The sequence below is a fragment of the Methylosinus sp. shoA genome (genome assembly GCF_059718125.1).
Genome location: NZ_AP046091.1, coordinates 4,575,627 through 4,590,739, shown reverse-complemented (window position 1 = coordinate 4,590,739; position 15,113 = coordinate 4,575,627). Strand labels below are relative to the sequence as shown.

The 15,113-nt window shown below is 61.1% G+C and carries 9 protein-coding genes; 4 read left to right on the top strand and 5 right to left on the bottom strand.

Annotated elements, in window-relative coordinates; all coding sequences use genetic code 11:
• Window positions 1-388 precede the first annotated feature (388 nt).
• Window positions 389-1,231 carry a 3-deoxy-8-phosphooctulonate synthase gene (gene kdsA / locus AC6IW9_RS21540; protein ID WP_497767210.1) on the top strand — a complete coding sequence of 281 codons (843 nt, stop codon included), beginning with the start codon at window positions 389-391 and terminating at the stop codon, window positions 1,229-1,231.
• Window positions 1,232-1,382: 151 nt separating this feature from the next.
• On the top strand, window positions 1,383-2,660 hold the full coding sequence (locus tag AC6IW9_RS21535; RefSeq protein ID WP_497767207.1) for a hypothetical protein: 1,278 nt from the start codon (window positions 1,383-1,385) through the stop codon (window positions 2,658-2,660).
• Between the two features lie 83 nt (window positions 2,661-2,743).
• Here the strand turns inward: AC6IW9_RS21535 and AC6IW9_RS21530 are convergent, their stop codons facing one another.
• The 3 genes from AC6IW9_RS21530 to AC6IW9_RS21520 all read right to left on the bottom strand — a co-directional run bounded on the left by AC6IW9_RS21530 (window position 2,744) and on the right by AC6IW9_RS21520 (window position 8,715).
• Window positions 2,744-6,667, bottom strand: a complete 3,924-nt coding sequence (locus AC6IW9_RS21530) for a rhamnosyltransferase WsaF family glycosyltransferase (protein WP_497767204.1) — start codon at window positions 6,665-6,667, stop codon at window positions 2,744-2,746.
• A 154-nt stretch (window positions 6,668-6,821) separates the two neighbouring features.
• Window positions 6,822-7,985, bottom strand: coding sequence for a glycosyltransferase family 4 protein (locus AC6IW9_RS21525; protein ID WP_497767200.1), 1,164 nt, complete (start codon window positions 7,983-7,985; stop codon window positions 6,822-6,824).
• Window positions 7,894-8,715: a glycosyltransferase family 2 protein gene (locus tag AC6IW9_RS21520; RefSeq protein ID WP_497767197.1), complete on the bottom strand. Its 822-nt coding sequence runs from the start codon at window positions 8,713-8,715 to the stop codon at window positions 7,894-7,896. Before AC6IW9_RS21520 ends, AC6IW9_RS21525 begins: the two co-directional genes overlap by 92 nt.
• A gap of 331 nt (window positions 8,716-9,046) precedes the next feature.
• Between AC6IW9_RS21520 and AC6IW9_RS21515 the strand changes: the two genes are divergently transcribed.
• Window positions 9,047-9,835, top strand: coding sequence for a 3-deoxy-manno-octulosonate cytidylyltransferase (locus AC6IW9_RS21515; RefSeq protein ID WP_497767194.1), 789 nt, complete (start codon window positions 9,047-9,049; stop codon window positions 9,833-9,835).
• A 3-nt stretch (window positions 9,836-9,838) separates the two neighbouring features.
• A complete protein-coding gene (locus AC6IW9_RS21510) occupies window positions 9,839-10,489 on the top strand; it encodes a histidine phosphatase family protein (protein WP_497767192.1) in 651 nt (216 codons plus the stop codon).
• A gap of 63 nt (window positions 10,490-10,552) precedes the next feature.
• On the opposite strand, the gene AC6IW9_RS21505 is transcribed toward AC6IW9_RS21510, so the two are convergent.
• Entirely contained in the window at window positions 10,553-11,377 is an 825-nt protein-coding gene (locus AC6IW9_RS21505) for a glycosyltransferase family protein (protein ID WP_497767188.1), read from the bottom strand.
• On the bottom strand, window positions 11,374-14,946 hold the full coding sequence (locus tag AC6IW9_RS21500; RefSeq protein ID WP_497767185.1) for a GSCFA domain-containing protein: 3,573 nt from the start codon (window positions 14,944-14,946) through the stop codon (window positions 11,374-11,376). The genes AC6IW9_RS21505 and AC6IW9_RS21500 overlap by 4 nt, the downstream gene beginning before the upstream one ends.
• Between the last annotated feature and the right edge of the window lie 167 nt (window positions 14,947-15,113).

Sequence of the window (15,113 nt, the reverse complement as noted above, 5' to 3'; positions counted from 1 at the left end):
TCCGACGCGAGATCGCGCTCGATCCTCGACCTTGGTAGAAATTTGGTCAGACATTCCTGCCGAAACAGGATAGGTCGCCACACGAAACGACAACACGATATCTGCTCGACGGGGCGCCTCCACGACGACAGCCGATAATTGATGTTGCCCGAGGTGAAGACTTGCTGCCGTGCGGTTCGTGAGTGTGCCCGACCGAATGACCTCGCGCAAGGCAATTGACGCAATCACACCGTACCTGTAACTTCGCCTATGAAATCGAACCCTTATTCAGCGTGGCGATCAACTTGCACGCCTCGACATCGCATGCGAACCGGATGGCGTACGAAACGGTCTGTCCATTGGATGTGGGCGGTTAGGCGTCACGAGAGGAACAAAGGCTGACAGCCCGATGCAGCGTCATGTTACTGTTGGCGACACGGTATTTGGCAATGATCTCCCGCTGGCGCTCATCGCAGGCCCTTGCCAGATGGAGTCGCGCGATCATGCCCTCGAATGCGCCGCCGCGCTTGTCGAAATTACGGCCGAGGCAGGCGTGCGTCTGATTTACAAAACATCTTTCGACAAGGCGAACCGAACTTCCGTCGCAGGACGGCGCGGATTGGGGTTGGAGAAAGCCCTCGGCGTCTTCTCGGAAATTCGTGATCGCTTCAAAATTCCGACGCTGACGGATATTCACAAAGAAGAGCAATGCAAGCCCGTCGCATCGGTCGTGGATATTCTGCAAATACCAGCGTTTCTGTCGAGACAAACAGACCTGCTTCTGGCGGCGGGCGAGACGGGCGCCGCGGTCAATATCAAGAAGGGCCAATTCATGGCTCCCTGGGACGTCGAGCATGCGGCGGAAAAGATCGCGAGCGTCGGGAACGAACGAATTCTCCTCACCGAGCGCGGCGTGAGTTTCGGTTACAACACACTGGTCGTGGACATGCGTGGCTTGCAGATCATGGCCCAGACCGGCTATCCGGTGATTTTCGACGCAACCCATTCGGTCCAACAGCCGGGAGGACGGGGAGCGAGTTCCGGCGGCGACCGTCGCATGGTTCCGGCGCTGGCGCGAGCCGCCGTCGCCGTGGGCGTCGCAGGGCTCTTCGTCGAGACACACCCGGACCCCGACAAAGCGCCTTCAGATGGCGCGAACATGTTGCCTCTTCGGTCGATGCCTGCATTTTTGGAGAGCGTGCTCGCCTTCGACCAGATCTCCAAGCGTCTCCCGAGTTTGCATCTCGATTGATCCGTGTCATGCGGCGGCAGCCACAGCCGTGAGACCGGCGAAAGCGCCGTTGTGTATGGCTGCGCAGCAACCGGCCGTTGAACGACGTTCCGAGCTGGAGTTATGCGCCCGCCGCAGGGACGCCGCTTCGGGGCATGCGAGGAGCGTGAAGATGCGCCGCTTGTTTTTTATCGCTATGATTTGCTTTCCGTTCGCCGCGCTGGCGCAACCAACAGGCGCGTCGGATTCCTGCATCGTAACGCCGCAAGCTTTTCATGCAATAGGCGACGGAATAGCCGACGACGCCGCGGCTCTCAATGCGGCGCTCGCAGGCGGTTGCGGCGTGGTCGACGGACAGGGAAAGACCTATAGGGTCGGCTCGGTCATTTTACTTCAAAGTAATGTCGAGTTCCGTGATGCGACGATCGTCGGGGCTATCCCGGCCAACGATGTCGAGAATGACATTCTTCTCGCTCGAAATAAATCGAATGTCGAGCTCACACGTATTGTCGTCGATCGTGGTTCGGATCCTTACTTTGCACAGCGCGCTCGCGAGGACCTCTACCGCGCTCAACTTCGAACACAGGCAATATACATTCACGGCGTGACCAAGGCCACGCTCACCGATGTCGATGTCCATGGCGACGGCGTCGGGACCGGGATAAAATTTTTGTCTTCCTCGAATGTCAAATTGGTTCGCCCTCATGTCCATGACATGCGATGGGCGCAGCTCGATCCAAACCCGCTCTATGAACCAAGCGGTGAGGTCATGGTCGGGATTTGGTCGATTGTTTCGTCCAACGTGCAGGTGGTCGACCCGATAATTACCAATCTATCTCCCCAATCTATTGTCTATTCTATCGGTCACCCTCGCGCCGGGCAGCGCAATAATATGACCGACGGCTTCGACAGCAGCGGGACGGCGACGTTGACGGTAGCGGGCGGCGAAATTGCGCAGGTCGGAGAAGGATTGGATTTCTCTGGAGCCCATTTGACCACCAATGCATCTGTCGAAAATGTCAATGCGCATGATATCGACGCATTCTGTTTCAAAGCGGGATCAGCCCACAATCTGACATATTCGAAAGTGATCGCCACCAATTGCGGATACGCAGGCATAGCATTATTTTCGTATGGTACGCCGCGTGTCGGAGGATTTGGTCCCCCTTCCTTGGTCGATGCGACCGTAGACGGCGCGACCATCACAAACATCGGTTACAACAATCACTGGGTCGGACATAGGATAACAGGAATATTTATTCAGCGCAGCCGCGGCGACATGTATTCTCCTACGAATGTCACAATCAAAAACACCACCATCGTGGACGACCAAGCGTCGCCCACGATGGGCTATTGCCTCGTGAATCAGCCGACGCCAAGTCAGGCGCTTTGGCAGTTCGACAATTTGTGCCGTGGATATTCGAAAGCGGCGTCGACCGGATTTCCGTAGGCATGGGTCACGGCGCCGCGCGGCGACATTGCCCGGGCGTCGGCTCCGTTCCGGGCGTTGGGAGAGACTGCCGCCGCCGCCGTTCAAATCTCATATGCAAACGGACCGCCGTCCGTCGGATCGGCCAGGAAACGCGCGACCCGATCCTCCACCGGTTTCCATTCGAAGCCCGACACCGTTTCAATGCCGTTTCGGGAGATGTGTTTTCGGAGCTCCGCATCGGCGACGGCTTCGCAGATCGTTTCGGCGATGGCGTCGAGCGTGATCGGGGTGAGAAGGCAATTTTCGCGATCGCGCAACAGCCAGCCGTTCGCATGGTTTCGGTTGGTCACGGTGACGCAACCACTCGCCATATATTCGAGCGGCTGGTAAGAGGGATGTTTGGATTGCATGAACACGACGCCGATATCGCTCGCGCGATAGAGCGCCGCCGTGCTCTCCAGCGAGGGCAGCAGCCCGGCGTTGGCGATCTGTCCTTCCGCGCCATATTGCTGCGGGTCGAATTCGGCGCCCACGCTGACGATATTGACGGAGTCCTGGAAGCGCTGCTTGACCTCCAACAGCGCCTGGACGCCCATGCTGAAGATATTGCGGCGGTTGGAGGGACGTCCATAGAAGACGATCTGGACCGGCGACCCGCTCGGCGCTTCGGTCTCGCGGGGACTGAAGATGGTCCGGTCCACGGCCGGGTTGAAAACGAGCGTCGGCGCGTTCGCATAATTGCGAATCGCGTCGCCGACGCCCGGCGAGTTGCAGATCGGAAACAGTCCCATTTGATAGGTCGTCTCGATCAGTCCATAGCCGGCGTGCTCTGCGAGGAAGAGCGGCTCGTAATCCTGAATGAGATAGAAGCGACCGCCGCACGGATATTCCGCGAGGATGTAGGCCGTCGTCCACAATGTCGCCACCGCGGCGTCCGTCGGGGGCAAGAGGGAGATGTTGTCGAGTTCCGGGTTGAAGGAATGGACGACGAATGGAACATCGGGAAACGCATTGCCGAGCTGGTCGCGCACGCTCTCGCAATCGGGAGCGTGCTCGGAGCACAGCACGATGTGTGGCGCGGCTCCGAGGTTGCGAAATGCGGCGGCGGCGAATCGAAAAGCCGTGAAGACCCCGCCACGATAGATGTGATCGACCATCGGGAGCAGCCAGGCGATCGATCGCACGCTCCTGTCGGCTCGCGCCGCATAGGCGCCATTGGCGGCTATGACCTTATCGATAGTGGCTCGCCGAAGATTGTTGCGAGCGATGAAGGCCGCGTCGGAGCCGGTCTTGCGGCCGACGATCGCGGCCGTACGGGTCGCCCGGGCCTCCGCCCTGCGAGCGCTGCCGGTCGGCTCGCCGAAGCGGCGCGGCGGCCCGTCGCTCTGCACGAGGCTCGCCAGCTTGTTCCAGCAAGGATCGCCCTGCGTGAGGTGCGGTTCGTAGGTCTCGAGCGAGAGCGCGATGTCGTAGCCCTTGACCGGGATGGCGGAGCGCGTCGTCTTTTCGTAGTGGAACATTTGAATATCGCCGAGAAATATGTTGCGATACCCTTTCGTGATGGCGCGCAGCGCAATCTCCACATCATTGCCGGTGACGATGAATCGTTCGTCGAAGCGCCCGATGCTCTCGAGCTTGCGCCGCTCGATGCACATGGCCGCTCCCGTCACTGCCGAAACCTCGCGAGAGTGCATGGAGAGCAGAGCCGGGGCGGCGATGTCGTGACAGCCTTCGAGCGCATGGCCGGCAAGGCCTTTGAGCCCGACGACGACGCCTCCATGCTGGATCCGACCGTTGGCGTAGTGGAGTTTCGCGCCGACGAAGCCGCTGTCGGGGAGCCCCGCGTAACCGATCATGGTTTCGATCCAGTCGGGCGTGACCACGCGCATGTCGTTGTTCATGAAGATCAGGAAATCGCCGGAAGCGGCGGACGCCCCGAGATTGTTCATGCGCGAATAATTGAACGCCTCGTCGAACCGCACGATGTGAATGCGGGGATCATGTTTCAGAGTCTCGAGATAGGCGTGGGTCTCCGGCTCCTTCGACCGGTTGTCGACCAGAATGAGCTCATAGTTGCGGTAAGTGCTCACGGCGAAGATCGACGCCACGAGGTCGGTGAGAAAGTCCACCTTGTCCCGGAACAGGATGACGAGCGAGACCAGCGGTTCATGCTCCAGTCGGCAGCGCACCGAGATGCGGTTGCCGCGATCGAGCACCACGGCGCGCCGACCCGCCTCCGCGAGCATTTCGCGCGCAAAGTCGGCGTCCGACACGGGATCCGTGGGCATTGGCCACGCCCGATGGAGAAGGATGGCGTCGATCTTTTCGATGGTCGCCGCGTTCGACCCCCAGAGGGCGCGCAGCACTTCGCGGCGCATCGGCGTCCCGACGAATGGCGGCTGGCGCATCGCGGCGACAATGCGTGCGCGGAACGCCGCCGCGCCTGCGACGAAATCGCATTCGAGCAGCAAATGCGACGACAGTCCCGGCTTCAAGACGGGACGTTCGCGGCGCCCCGAGGGATCGAGATGATCGTGATCGAAGACGACGATATCCGCGCCGCATTGCGCGAGCGCCGCAGCGAAGTCTTCACGCAATCGGTCGCCGATCTCTATGAAGAGAACGAATGTGTCCGGCGCGAGCGCGGCTGCGAGACCTTTTATCGCCGCGGTCGCCTCGGGCGAGTCGAAGGCGGCGACAGTTTCGACGTCGATCCGTTCGGCGACCGCTCGCGACAGTCGCGCATTCAAGTTTCGGCGGAACAGCGGCGTCTCGAAGTCGACCGATTCCACGAGAACGAGCGTGCGGGCGATCGTGTGGCGCCGGCCGCGAAGAAGGTGAGCAACCTGCTCGGCAGCGGCTTCGGTCGTCCGACCCGACCTGCATTGGACGACGACCGCGCAACGTGGGACGTCGGCCGAAGGCAGGACAGGCTCCGCTGTGTCGATGAACTGGTCGTAGAGGAACGCCTTGTGTGGGCTCCAGGCCGGCGGCAAGCCTGGGGCCGATTGCGGCACGGACCCGAGCCATGGCGCATAGAGGTCCACGGTCCCCACACCGGTGAATTGCAGAATGAAAAAACAATTCTTGGCCGTGGCGGCCTTTGCGCGCACATCCTCGTCCAGGTCGCAGTTTCGATCGATCGTCGTCCAACGCGCGTTGAGATTCAGCGCGACGCCGATTTTGACGGCGACTTCCCCGGTCGGGTCGAGCGCGAAGAACAGGTAGCTCTCGAGCTTGACCGCGCCGCTGACGCATCGCGCCCACAGATGAAGGGCGACATCGGGCGACTTCAGGAACTCTCGGGGATCCAGCGGATAGCGCAGACGCGCGTAATGTTCGTTTTCCCGAAAGTCTATCCGTGACGCGGGCAGTGGTTGTATCGCGCGCGGATCAATGTCGGAGGGGACGTCGATCTGTGCGATTTCGGTCGCCAGCGAGCCTCCACGACCCGCTTGCAACCGCCAATTCGGCCCCCATCCGAAGACGCCCTGCGGGGAGCGCGCGAGTATGGGCGTGCGCAGAAAATTGGCCGAGAGATAGCTGCTGTCGTTCCGTGAGCGCGGAGTCGGGGACGGCGCCGGCTCGACTTGCGTCGTCCGGGCGGCCTTCGTCGAGACGCGGTCGTCCGGATGCGGGTTTCCCAGTTCGATCAATGTGCCCGGAGTCGAGCCGCACACTTCGACCGAGAGGCGGACCCGAGCCGTTGCGCCATTTTGGCGCTGTTTGAAAAGCTCCGCGACGGAAAGCTCCTGTGTCCGCCAGTCGCGATCCAGCGTGAAATCGACGGTCGCCGACAGTGGCGGCGCGCCGCCGGCGTCGCTTTCGTAGACGGCGACGAGTCGCGCTTTCACATTCGGGCGGGAGGCGCGAAGGCGCAACGAAACGACATTGCTTTTTGTCGCGCGCGTCGTCCGTTCGACCGTCGTCTCGAAGATGGGATCGTAGTCGGCTTCATCGCGGGGCGGCCGCCACAACTCCAAATAGCCGAGCGTGATCCCCTGTGGTCCGCTCCTCGAAATCACATGTTGGAATGTCGCGTCTTGCGCAGCGACGATCCGCCAAGCGCTTTCGATGCTCTCGTCCCGCCCAGCGTCATTCAGCGAGCCTCGAACTTGACGCCTGTCACTGCTCATCTCACAAAACCTGCTTCTCGGAGAGGGGAGGGGATAGCCCCGATCAGAGGGCGATCGCGCTCTGCAAGGCTTCGCGGCAGATGCTCAGAAATTGCGCGGCGGCGATGCGATCGTCGAAAGTTTCGATAGTCTTGCGACCGTTCGACGCCAGACGCTCCCTCGACATCGGGTCGGCGCGAAGGCGTAACAAGGCGTCGACGATGGCTCCCGCGTCGCCGACCGGGACAATCAGCGCATTTTCGTCGTCGCGAGCATAATCGCGGATTCCGCCCGAATCCGAAAGCACGGCGACGGCGCCGCACGCCATCGCCTCGACGCCCGTGCGTCCGAATCCATGGAAGCGCGAGGCGTCCACATAGACGTCGGCCCAGGAATAGACCTCCGCGAGCTTGGACGAAGAAAGCCGCCCGAAGTTCACGAAAGAGAAGTCGATATTCGCGCCGGCGAGGTCGTCTTCGCCGAAAAATCCGAATTGCAAGTCCGGCGCGACTTCCGCCGCGCGGCGGAAGGCTTCGAGAAGAATGTCGAAACCGCGCTGACCATTGGGCGCGTTCGGCCGAGCCATGGCCAGGACGCGCAGCGACGGCTCCGCGGTCCGGAGTCGCGGGTAGAAGATGTTGAGGTTCACCCCTGGAACGATGACATGGGCGTCGTGCCCGATCCGGCGTAGACGGCCGCGAAGATAATCGGTCTTGACGATTTTGATGTCGATCCTCGCGTAGCTCTGCAATGCGGCGGCGCTCCGCTCGTCGGCGGCAGGAAAAAAATCGGACTCGATATCCTGCACGAAATAGACGGGGACGGCGCCCGTGTCATCGCAGATGCGCAGCGCCAGATCGACCGTGTTCCAGGCGGTCGCGATCACAATGTCGATCGGCGCGTCGCCGAGAAAGCGGCCGTCGAGCTCGGCGACATAGATCGGCTCGTAACGCAGGATGAGTTTTGTGGAGGCGAACTTGCTCAAAGTACAAAGCTTGACATTGTGCCCTCTCTCCATGAATTCGTCCAGCATATTGACGACAGAGAGGACGCCGCCATAAAGATTGAGGGTCGGTAGGACCGCCAGTATTCGCAGCGGCTCGCCATCGGTCGGAGGCTGGGGCATGCAAGTCATTCTACACCCATTTGACCGAAGGCAGATCGAGTGGCCGAGCCTTATCCAAGGACGCGCGTAGACGCTCGACGCCGCCTGTCCCATCGGGGACATTATGACGCTCCGCGAAGGTCGGATTCCATCTGTCGAAGAACACGCGCTTGTTGCGATTGTAATACTCGTCCCGCTTGTCTGCGCCGAACGTCTGACGCCCGAAATGGAAGATATAGAGATTATCGACGAGGACCGTCCTCCAGCCATAGTGGTTGGCGCGCATGCAGAGATCCGACTCTTCACAATAGCCGCGATCGAAAATCACGTCGAAAACGCCGATTTCCCGCCGGCAGGCGCCGCGCACGGCAAGGAAAAAGCCCTCACAGGTCGTAATATTCGGATAATGTGGCGTGACCGTCGAGCGGATGACGTCGGCGACCTCGAGATAGCTCATGCCGGGAGGCATCGGCACGCTATGGTGGGGGCAGAAGTTCGAGAGCGGGCTGGCGACGCCGATCCGGTCGTCGGAAGCGAAGCACGCCTCGATTGCGGAAGTCCAGCCGGGAGTAGCGCAGGTATCGCTATTGACCAGGACTGCTATCTCGGCCGCGCTCAGCGCGAAACCGGCGTTGCAGGCCTGCAGGAACCCGAGGTTCTTTTCGAACTCTACGATCACCGCCCGGTCGAAGGGCGACAGCATGTCTCTCGCCAGCGCCACTGTGTGGTCGTCACATCCATCGAGAACACAAATAATTTTATCGACAGTATCATCTTTCGTTCTCAGGAGACTCGACAGGCATAATCTCAATACATGCGCTTGGTTATATACTGGAACAATGACGTCGATCATTCGATGCACACTCGCCTTTTGCCGACACTCGCCCGTCAAGTTTGTGGTGAATATCATGGATATCCCCAGGTGGCAACGGACGCCTTCGAGCGTGAACTCGAGTTTCCACGAGGGAATTGTCGCGATTCATCAGGCCGGGAATCGATGTCCGAGACGCCCGTTCTCGTCGCGGCGATAGGGACGGGGCGTTTTCGACCGTTCGAACCTGCCGCGACATCCCTCTCGGCCTCGAACAAGGCGCATCCTCTGCCCTCGACAGGCCGCCCCTCCACTCTTGTTTCAGGAACTCCGTCTTGCTAGAGACGTCGTCGTCAGCTCGCGAGGCCATTTGATGACGCAGACGGCAATCGTCATTCCAGCGCGATACGGGTCGTCGCGCTTCCCCGGGAAGCCGCTGCAGCCGGTGCTCGGAGTGTCGATGCTCGAACGCGTCTGGCTGATCGCCAAATCCATCGAACACGAAGCGACTGTCGTGATCGCGACCGACGATGAGCGCATCGTCGATTTCGCGACGGCTTTCGGCGCAAAGGTCGTTCTGACCTCGGAGAGCTGCGCCAATGGCACCGAGCGAACGGCGGAAGCGGTTCGGGCGGCGGGTATCGACCCCGAGATCATCGTGAATTTTCAGGGAGACGCGTTGTTGACGCCGCCGTGGGTGCTCGACGCGATGATCCGGGAGATCGAACTGGATGCGGAGGCCGAAATCGTCACCCCTGCCGTGGAGCTGCAGGGAGACGAACTGCGACGCTTCCAGGCGCAAAAGGAGACGGAGCCGGCGAGTGGGACCTTGGTCGTTTTCGATCTCCGGCAGCGCGCTCTCTACTTTTCCAAGAGTGTGATCCCTTTTGTCCGCACTGCCGGACATGCCGCCATTCACCGCCATATCGGACTCTACGCTTTTCGACGGAAGGGGCTCGAGCGTTATGTGCGTTTGCCGTCCACTCCGCTGGAGAAAACCGAAGGGCTCGAGCAATTGCGGGCGCTCGAGCATGGCATGGTTGTCAAGATTGCGGTGGTCGACTACCGTGGCCGCAGTCACGGATCTATCGATTCTCCCGGAGACGTGTCGATAGTCGAGCAAATAATCGCTCGCGAAGGCGAACTCGTACGCGGAAGTTGAGAATTGGCGTATCTGATTCTGGCCCGGCATGGGAATACTTTCGAAGCTGGTCGTCCGGCGGTCTGGGTCGGGGCCCGTACGGATCTGCCGCTGGTCGCGAGAGGACGCGAGCAAGCAGCACAGATCGGCCGCGCGTTGCGAGAAGCCGGCCTGCTCCCGATCAAAACGCTCGCAGGACCGCTGAAACGCACGTCGGAAACGGCGGAGATCGTGCATGCGACGGCTGGGCTCGGCGCCTCGCCGATCGACATCGACGAGCGTTTGCGGGAGATCGATTATGGTCTCTGGGAGGACAGGAGTTCGAACGAAATTCAGGCGTGCGGGGGAGCCGAAGAGCTCGAAGCGTGGGAGAATGAAGGCGCGTGGCCGAAGAGCGCCGCATGGCCGCTCTCTCGCGAGACCTATTTGGAGCGGATTTCCAGCATCCTGGAGAGCGTGCGCCAGGGACGGCAATTCCCCGCCCTGGTGATTTCCAGCAATGGAATATTCAAATTGCTCGCCGCCTCGATCGAGGGAAAGCCTTGTGTCGGCAAGATCGGAACCGGCCACATGGCTCTGCTTCGTTTTGACGACGAGACCGGAGGGGCTTGTATCCTCGAATGGAATGTGCCGCCCGACGAGTTCCCGACTCGCGCCGCACGATATTCGCTATAGAACGCCGGCGCGCTGCGGCATAGGCCGGCCACGCTCCGTCCTCCGAACCATGCGCGATCTGGATCAGTAAGGTGCGGCGAATCCGAGCCGGTTCAGCGTTTCCGCGAGCGCTGGAATCTCTACTTGCTTCGCACGGATATATTTATTGGCGACATGAAGGAAATATTCCTCTTCGCTCTCGAAGAGCAATTCGACAATCAGATGGAATCCTTGGCCGCGAGCCTCCTGATGGGAGAGGAGGGTTTCGCGCCGAAAGTCCGCCACTCTTCCCTTCATTTTCTTGCGAGCATCCTCCTTGAGGAAGCTCAGCGGCTTATTGTGCATATGAAGATAGCCGACCTTTACATATGCATGATCCGTACCATTTACGGTGAGAGCGCGGTGGAAACCGAGATCCAGAAAGTCGCACGTCCCCTGAGCAAAAAAGCACTTTCCTCTCCCTTTGGAGAAGAAATGGCCTACCGTGCGCGGATCGTTGTCGTATCCGAAGCCAATTTTCAGCACCTCTGGAGCAGCGAGATGCGGTCGCAGGGCTTCTTGAAGACCGTCCCGGTCGAACCGAACCGCTCCTTCTGTCGTCTGTGAAACAAGAAACTCGTCACAATCGAGCGGAAAATAAAAATCCGCCGGTTCATGCCGATCATACGCCTTGATCCGGTTGCCGATCAGCGTGCCTTTCTCCCTGAAATCCTCGACCGTGCTATGCTCACGAATGACTTCTATTCCCGATGCCTCCGCTTCATTCAACGCATCCAACACGTCCGGCGCCGTCGATCCATTGTCGAAGATCGTGAGATTGCTCCGGCCCACGAGCGTGGCGTGATACGCGATCCACGGGCGTAGCAGCAGCACTTCGTCTTTTTGCATCATGAGAATACGGATTTTCATGCGGTGACGACGCCCTGATCGACGTTTCCGGAAATATGCAGCGTCACTGCCGACCCTGCAGCCGGCAGTTCGGCAATTCTAAACCATCCGCAGCGGAATGGCCAAAGTTCCGGCCCGACCCGAATTGGCTCGCCGGGGCCGACTCGGGAAATGCGGCATTGCGCGCCACGCCATTCGATCGACAAAGTCGCCCCGTTTTCGACTGTCCTTATTTCGCTCGACGTCGCGCCGTCGCCCGCGAATATCGGGAAGCGTAAAGTAACGCCCTTTTTCCATTCCGGGTCCCAATTCCACGTGACCGTAACGGCTCCTCCCTCGATTTCCACGCTCTCGTCGACGAAGCGCGGCGCGTCGGCGACGAGAATCCTGTAACGAAGCCCGAGAAACACGCCGTCGACCGTATTGGCGTAGCGTCTGATCGTGGTCTGCGCCGATGAGATCGGCAGCGCCGCGACACTGTCGACAATGCCTTTGTCGCTCGCTTCGACGGAGGCGCCCGGCTCCCATGCGAGACCGAGGGCTATAGCGGCCGGTTGCGGATCTTTCAAATGAAACATCGGAGCGCCGGGAACGCCGTCGGTCATCGGCAGCTGAGGCGGAAGGCCGTTCATATGAATGCGAATGAGTCCCCTCGGAGTTTGACCGGGGACGGGAGCGAGCGCGGCTTCGACCTGAGTTCCATCCGCCGTCGCAAAAACGCGATCCATGCCTTGCCCTGCGAAGAAAACGAAGCGCCCGGCTTCTGCGGGAGTCCATTCCTCATGCAGCCATTCGGTTCGCTGCGCCAATTCGAATGCGAAACCGAGGGCGGCGGCCGCGAGCAGATTATATTGAGAGTGGTGCGAGTATGGTTCGTAGCCGTGTCGAAGTTCCGGATCCATGCGATTCTTGACGATCCAGAATTCGCCGCTCGGACGGCGCCACGGCTGCAGCGCTCGGATCACGCGACGGGCTGCGCGTTTGAAGGTCGCGGCGAGCGAGACGTCGCCGTTCGCGACAGCCTGCGACGCCGCCCATTCGAAGATCACGCATTGCAGGGCGTCGGCCCATTGGTGGTGGCTGCTTCTCCCGCCTGTCGCCAGTTCGCCCGTCGGCGATTGCATGAAGAGCGAAGAAATCGCGCCGCGTTCCAGCGCCTCGCGTAAGAGATCTCGATGAGGGCCGTCATAACCATGCGCCAGCATATCCGCGAGCCAGGCTCGCGGAAACGCGTCATATGTCGCCGGGCCCTCCGCATAGAGTCCATTCTCGTTGTCGAACCAGCGTCCCTGACGAAGGAGGGATTCCGCGACATATCCATTGTCCTGCTGCAGGCCTTGCTCGATGAGGAGCCAATGGCCGGCGAGGGCCTTGCAATTCCAATTGGCGCCGGAACGTTTGCGGCCTCCGGGCGGCTTCCGATAGACGCGATGAGGATCGAACCGGCGAAGCGGCTCCGAGGCGAATGCGAGTCTGTCCGGCGCGACGCAATTGGCCAGCAATGCGTGCGCATGCGCCAGGGGAGAGGGGTAGAAGTCCTCGTGTCCGTCGGCGGCGGTCCGATTTCCGAGGGCGGCCGCCGCAAAGGAATACGTCTCGAAACTCGATTCGATCAGATCGGTTCGACCGTCATGCGCCGCCAGGAGGGCGGAGGAATAAGCGTAGCACGGCGTCGCGTATTGAACCTCGACCTTCAGATATGGATCGATGATCGCGCCTCTCTCGTCCTGGCAAGTGCGGAAGAAGTCCACACATCCCGATATCGGGCGCAGATAGTCACGCGCGCCCAGGCCTGTCGCCTTCGGAGGATCGAGATGGGCCTTTTGCGCGCGCCACTTTTCGAGTAGGGCCCGTGGGCCGTTCCGAGTTTCCGCGGGCAGAGCCCACAGGTCGTTGCTCTGGCGCTCCTGTTCGGGCGAAGGTTCGATAATCTGATCAGGGTGCTCCAATACTTCCAGCGAGACGACGGCCCAGCCGTCCCCTTCGTCTCGCTGCTCTTCGAGCAGGATATCGATGAAGCCGTCGTCGGCTTGGGCCGCCAGCTTCACGGACGCGATTTTCTTGCTCACCGTCTTCACGAGAGAGCTTTCTCCCCCTCCGGAGACGGAAACCCGAACCGCTCGCGGAATACCCTTGGCGTCGCCGAACTGAAGGAGCAGCGCGCGCCTTCCCTCGCCGACACGGAGCCGGAACACGGAGCGCCGCCTGCCCAGGACGAAACTCTTTCGATATTGCTCCACCTCATTCGTTCGGATCACGTCGCGGCGCGCATCCCCCTCGATCCAGCCGAAACCCGACGAATCGGTGAATTTCGTGTCCGCGCCCGCGAATGCGAAGCCCGGCGCCTCGCCGCCGAAGCTGATGCGCCTGACCGCGTCTTCCGGCGCCTCGGCAACCGGGAATCGTCGGGCCGCGGTCGGGCGCAGGTCTTTCTCACCGGCGTTCGGCGCGCGCCCTTCCTGGCGTTGGTCGGTCGCGTCCCGCTCCTTGGCGTCGTTCGCGAACGCATTCAGGAACGCTTCTTCGCACTCGACGGCGACAAACTCCGCGTTGTCGCGGAGAAACGCTTCATTCGCCTTCTCCTCTTCGAAGGCTCGGCGACGGTGGCTCGGCTCGTCCGCTCGGTGGTCCGTCGCATGATGCAGGAACAAGCGCATCACATGACCGACGCCGTCCTCCACGACGTTGCGGAGATCATCGGCATAATAGGCCCCGCGGCTGTATGCGCCGGTGATCACCTCGAATGACGGGAAGTAATGCACATGCGCGTGGCGGTCGGTCAGCGTTTGAGCGGCCACCCGAAGGACGGATTTGGAATAGGTGGTCGCGGACAGCACATGGGCGTCGGGAACGGCGGTGGCGGCCAGCGGCACGGGCGAGACGGTCAATATGACGCCGGCGGAAGGATTGACCGCCTTCAGATGCGCCAGGGCGGCTTCCATGTCGCCGACCACCTCGTCCAGCGTCTGATTGTGGAAGACGAAGCGATCGGGATCGAAAGCGCCCCCCTCGACGCCCGGACACACGGGAAAGACCGCGCCGTCCTCGCGGGACATCCAGCATTCTGTCAGTCCCATGGTGAAGACGAACATGTCGAGCGTTTCGAGCATCGTCCGAACGGCCGCGAGATGCTGCCGACGGTCCGCCTCCATCTCCGTGACGGAGATGAAGTTGCCGGGCTGAATGGCGGGGCGGAACGGGTCGCGGACCGAGCCGTCGTCGTCGATCCAGGGGGCTTCCGCCGGCTGAAACCGGCCATAGGCCCGGTCGAACAGCTGCACGAGCTGCCGGGCGGTATAGATATTTCCGTATCGCGCGGAGAACACGCCATAATTATGCTTGCGGCGAAGCGCCTCGGGAATGATCGGATGGCCCGGCTCGGCGATGTAATAGTTGAACCCCGTCTCTGCGAGATGCCGGGCGATGTGCTGCGCGAAGCAGCTTCCGGCCGTCGCGACGCGCATGTCGGGTGTGATCTTCAGGTCGAAGCGGCCGACGGGATCGACCTCGGCCATGGGCAGGCCCGCGACTGCGCGCCGCCAGAAGGCTTTGGGCGGCAGATGGCGATAGGGATTATCGGACCGGGTCATGACCGCACTCCTCATGTCTGCTCGACGTTTCGAGCAGAAATCCGTAAGAGCCGCGTTGTAGACGCATGCTCGTGCACGCTCGACGTGAAGCACCGGAGCGCTTCGCGGACGGCCGCCCGGAACGCATCGGCGCTCCGCGCCGAGATGCGGTCCAGAATGGACTTGAT

Excerpts from the sequence above, each read along its gene's own strand:
- kdsA (WP_497767210.1), top strand. The coding sequence starts at position 389 with ATGCAGCGTCATGTTACTGTTGGCGACACGGTATTTGGCAATGATCTC.
- AC6IW9_RS21535 (WP_497767207.1), top strand. The coding sequence starts at position 1,383 with ATGCGCCGCTTGTTTTTTATCGCTATGATTTGCTTTCCGTTCGCCGCG.
- AC6IW9_RS21525 (WP_497767200.1), bottom strand. The coding sequence starts at position 7,985 with ATGTCCCCGATGGGACAGGCGGCGTCGAGCGTCTACGCGCGTCCTTGG.
- AC6IW9_RS21520 (WP_497767197.1), bottom strand. The coding sequence starts at position 8,715 with ATGATCGACGTCATTGTTCCAGTATATAACCAAGCGCATGTATTGAGA.
- AC6IW9_RS21515 (WP_497767194.1), top strand. The coding sequence starts at position 9,047 with ATGACGCAGACGGCAATCGTCATTCCAGCGCGATACGGGTCGTCGCGC.
- AC6IW9_RS21505 (WP_497767188.1), bottom strand. The coding sequence starts at position 11,377 with ATGAAAATCCGTATTCTCATGATGCAAAAAGACGAAGTGCTGCTGCTA.
- AC6IW9_RS21500 (WP_497767185.1), bottom strand. The coding sequence starts at position 14,946 with ATGACCCGGTCCGATAATCCCTATCGCCATCTGCCGCCCAAAGCCTTC.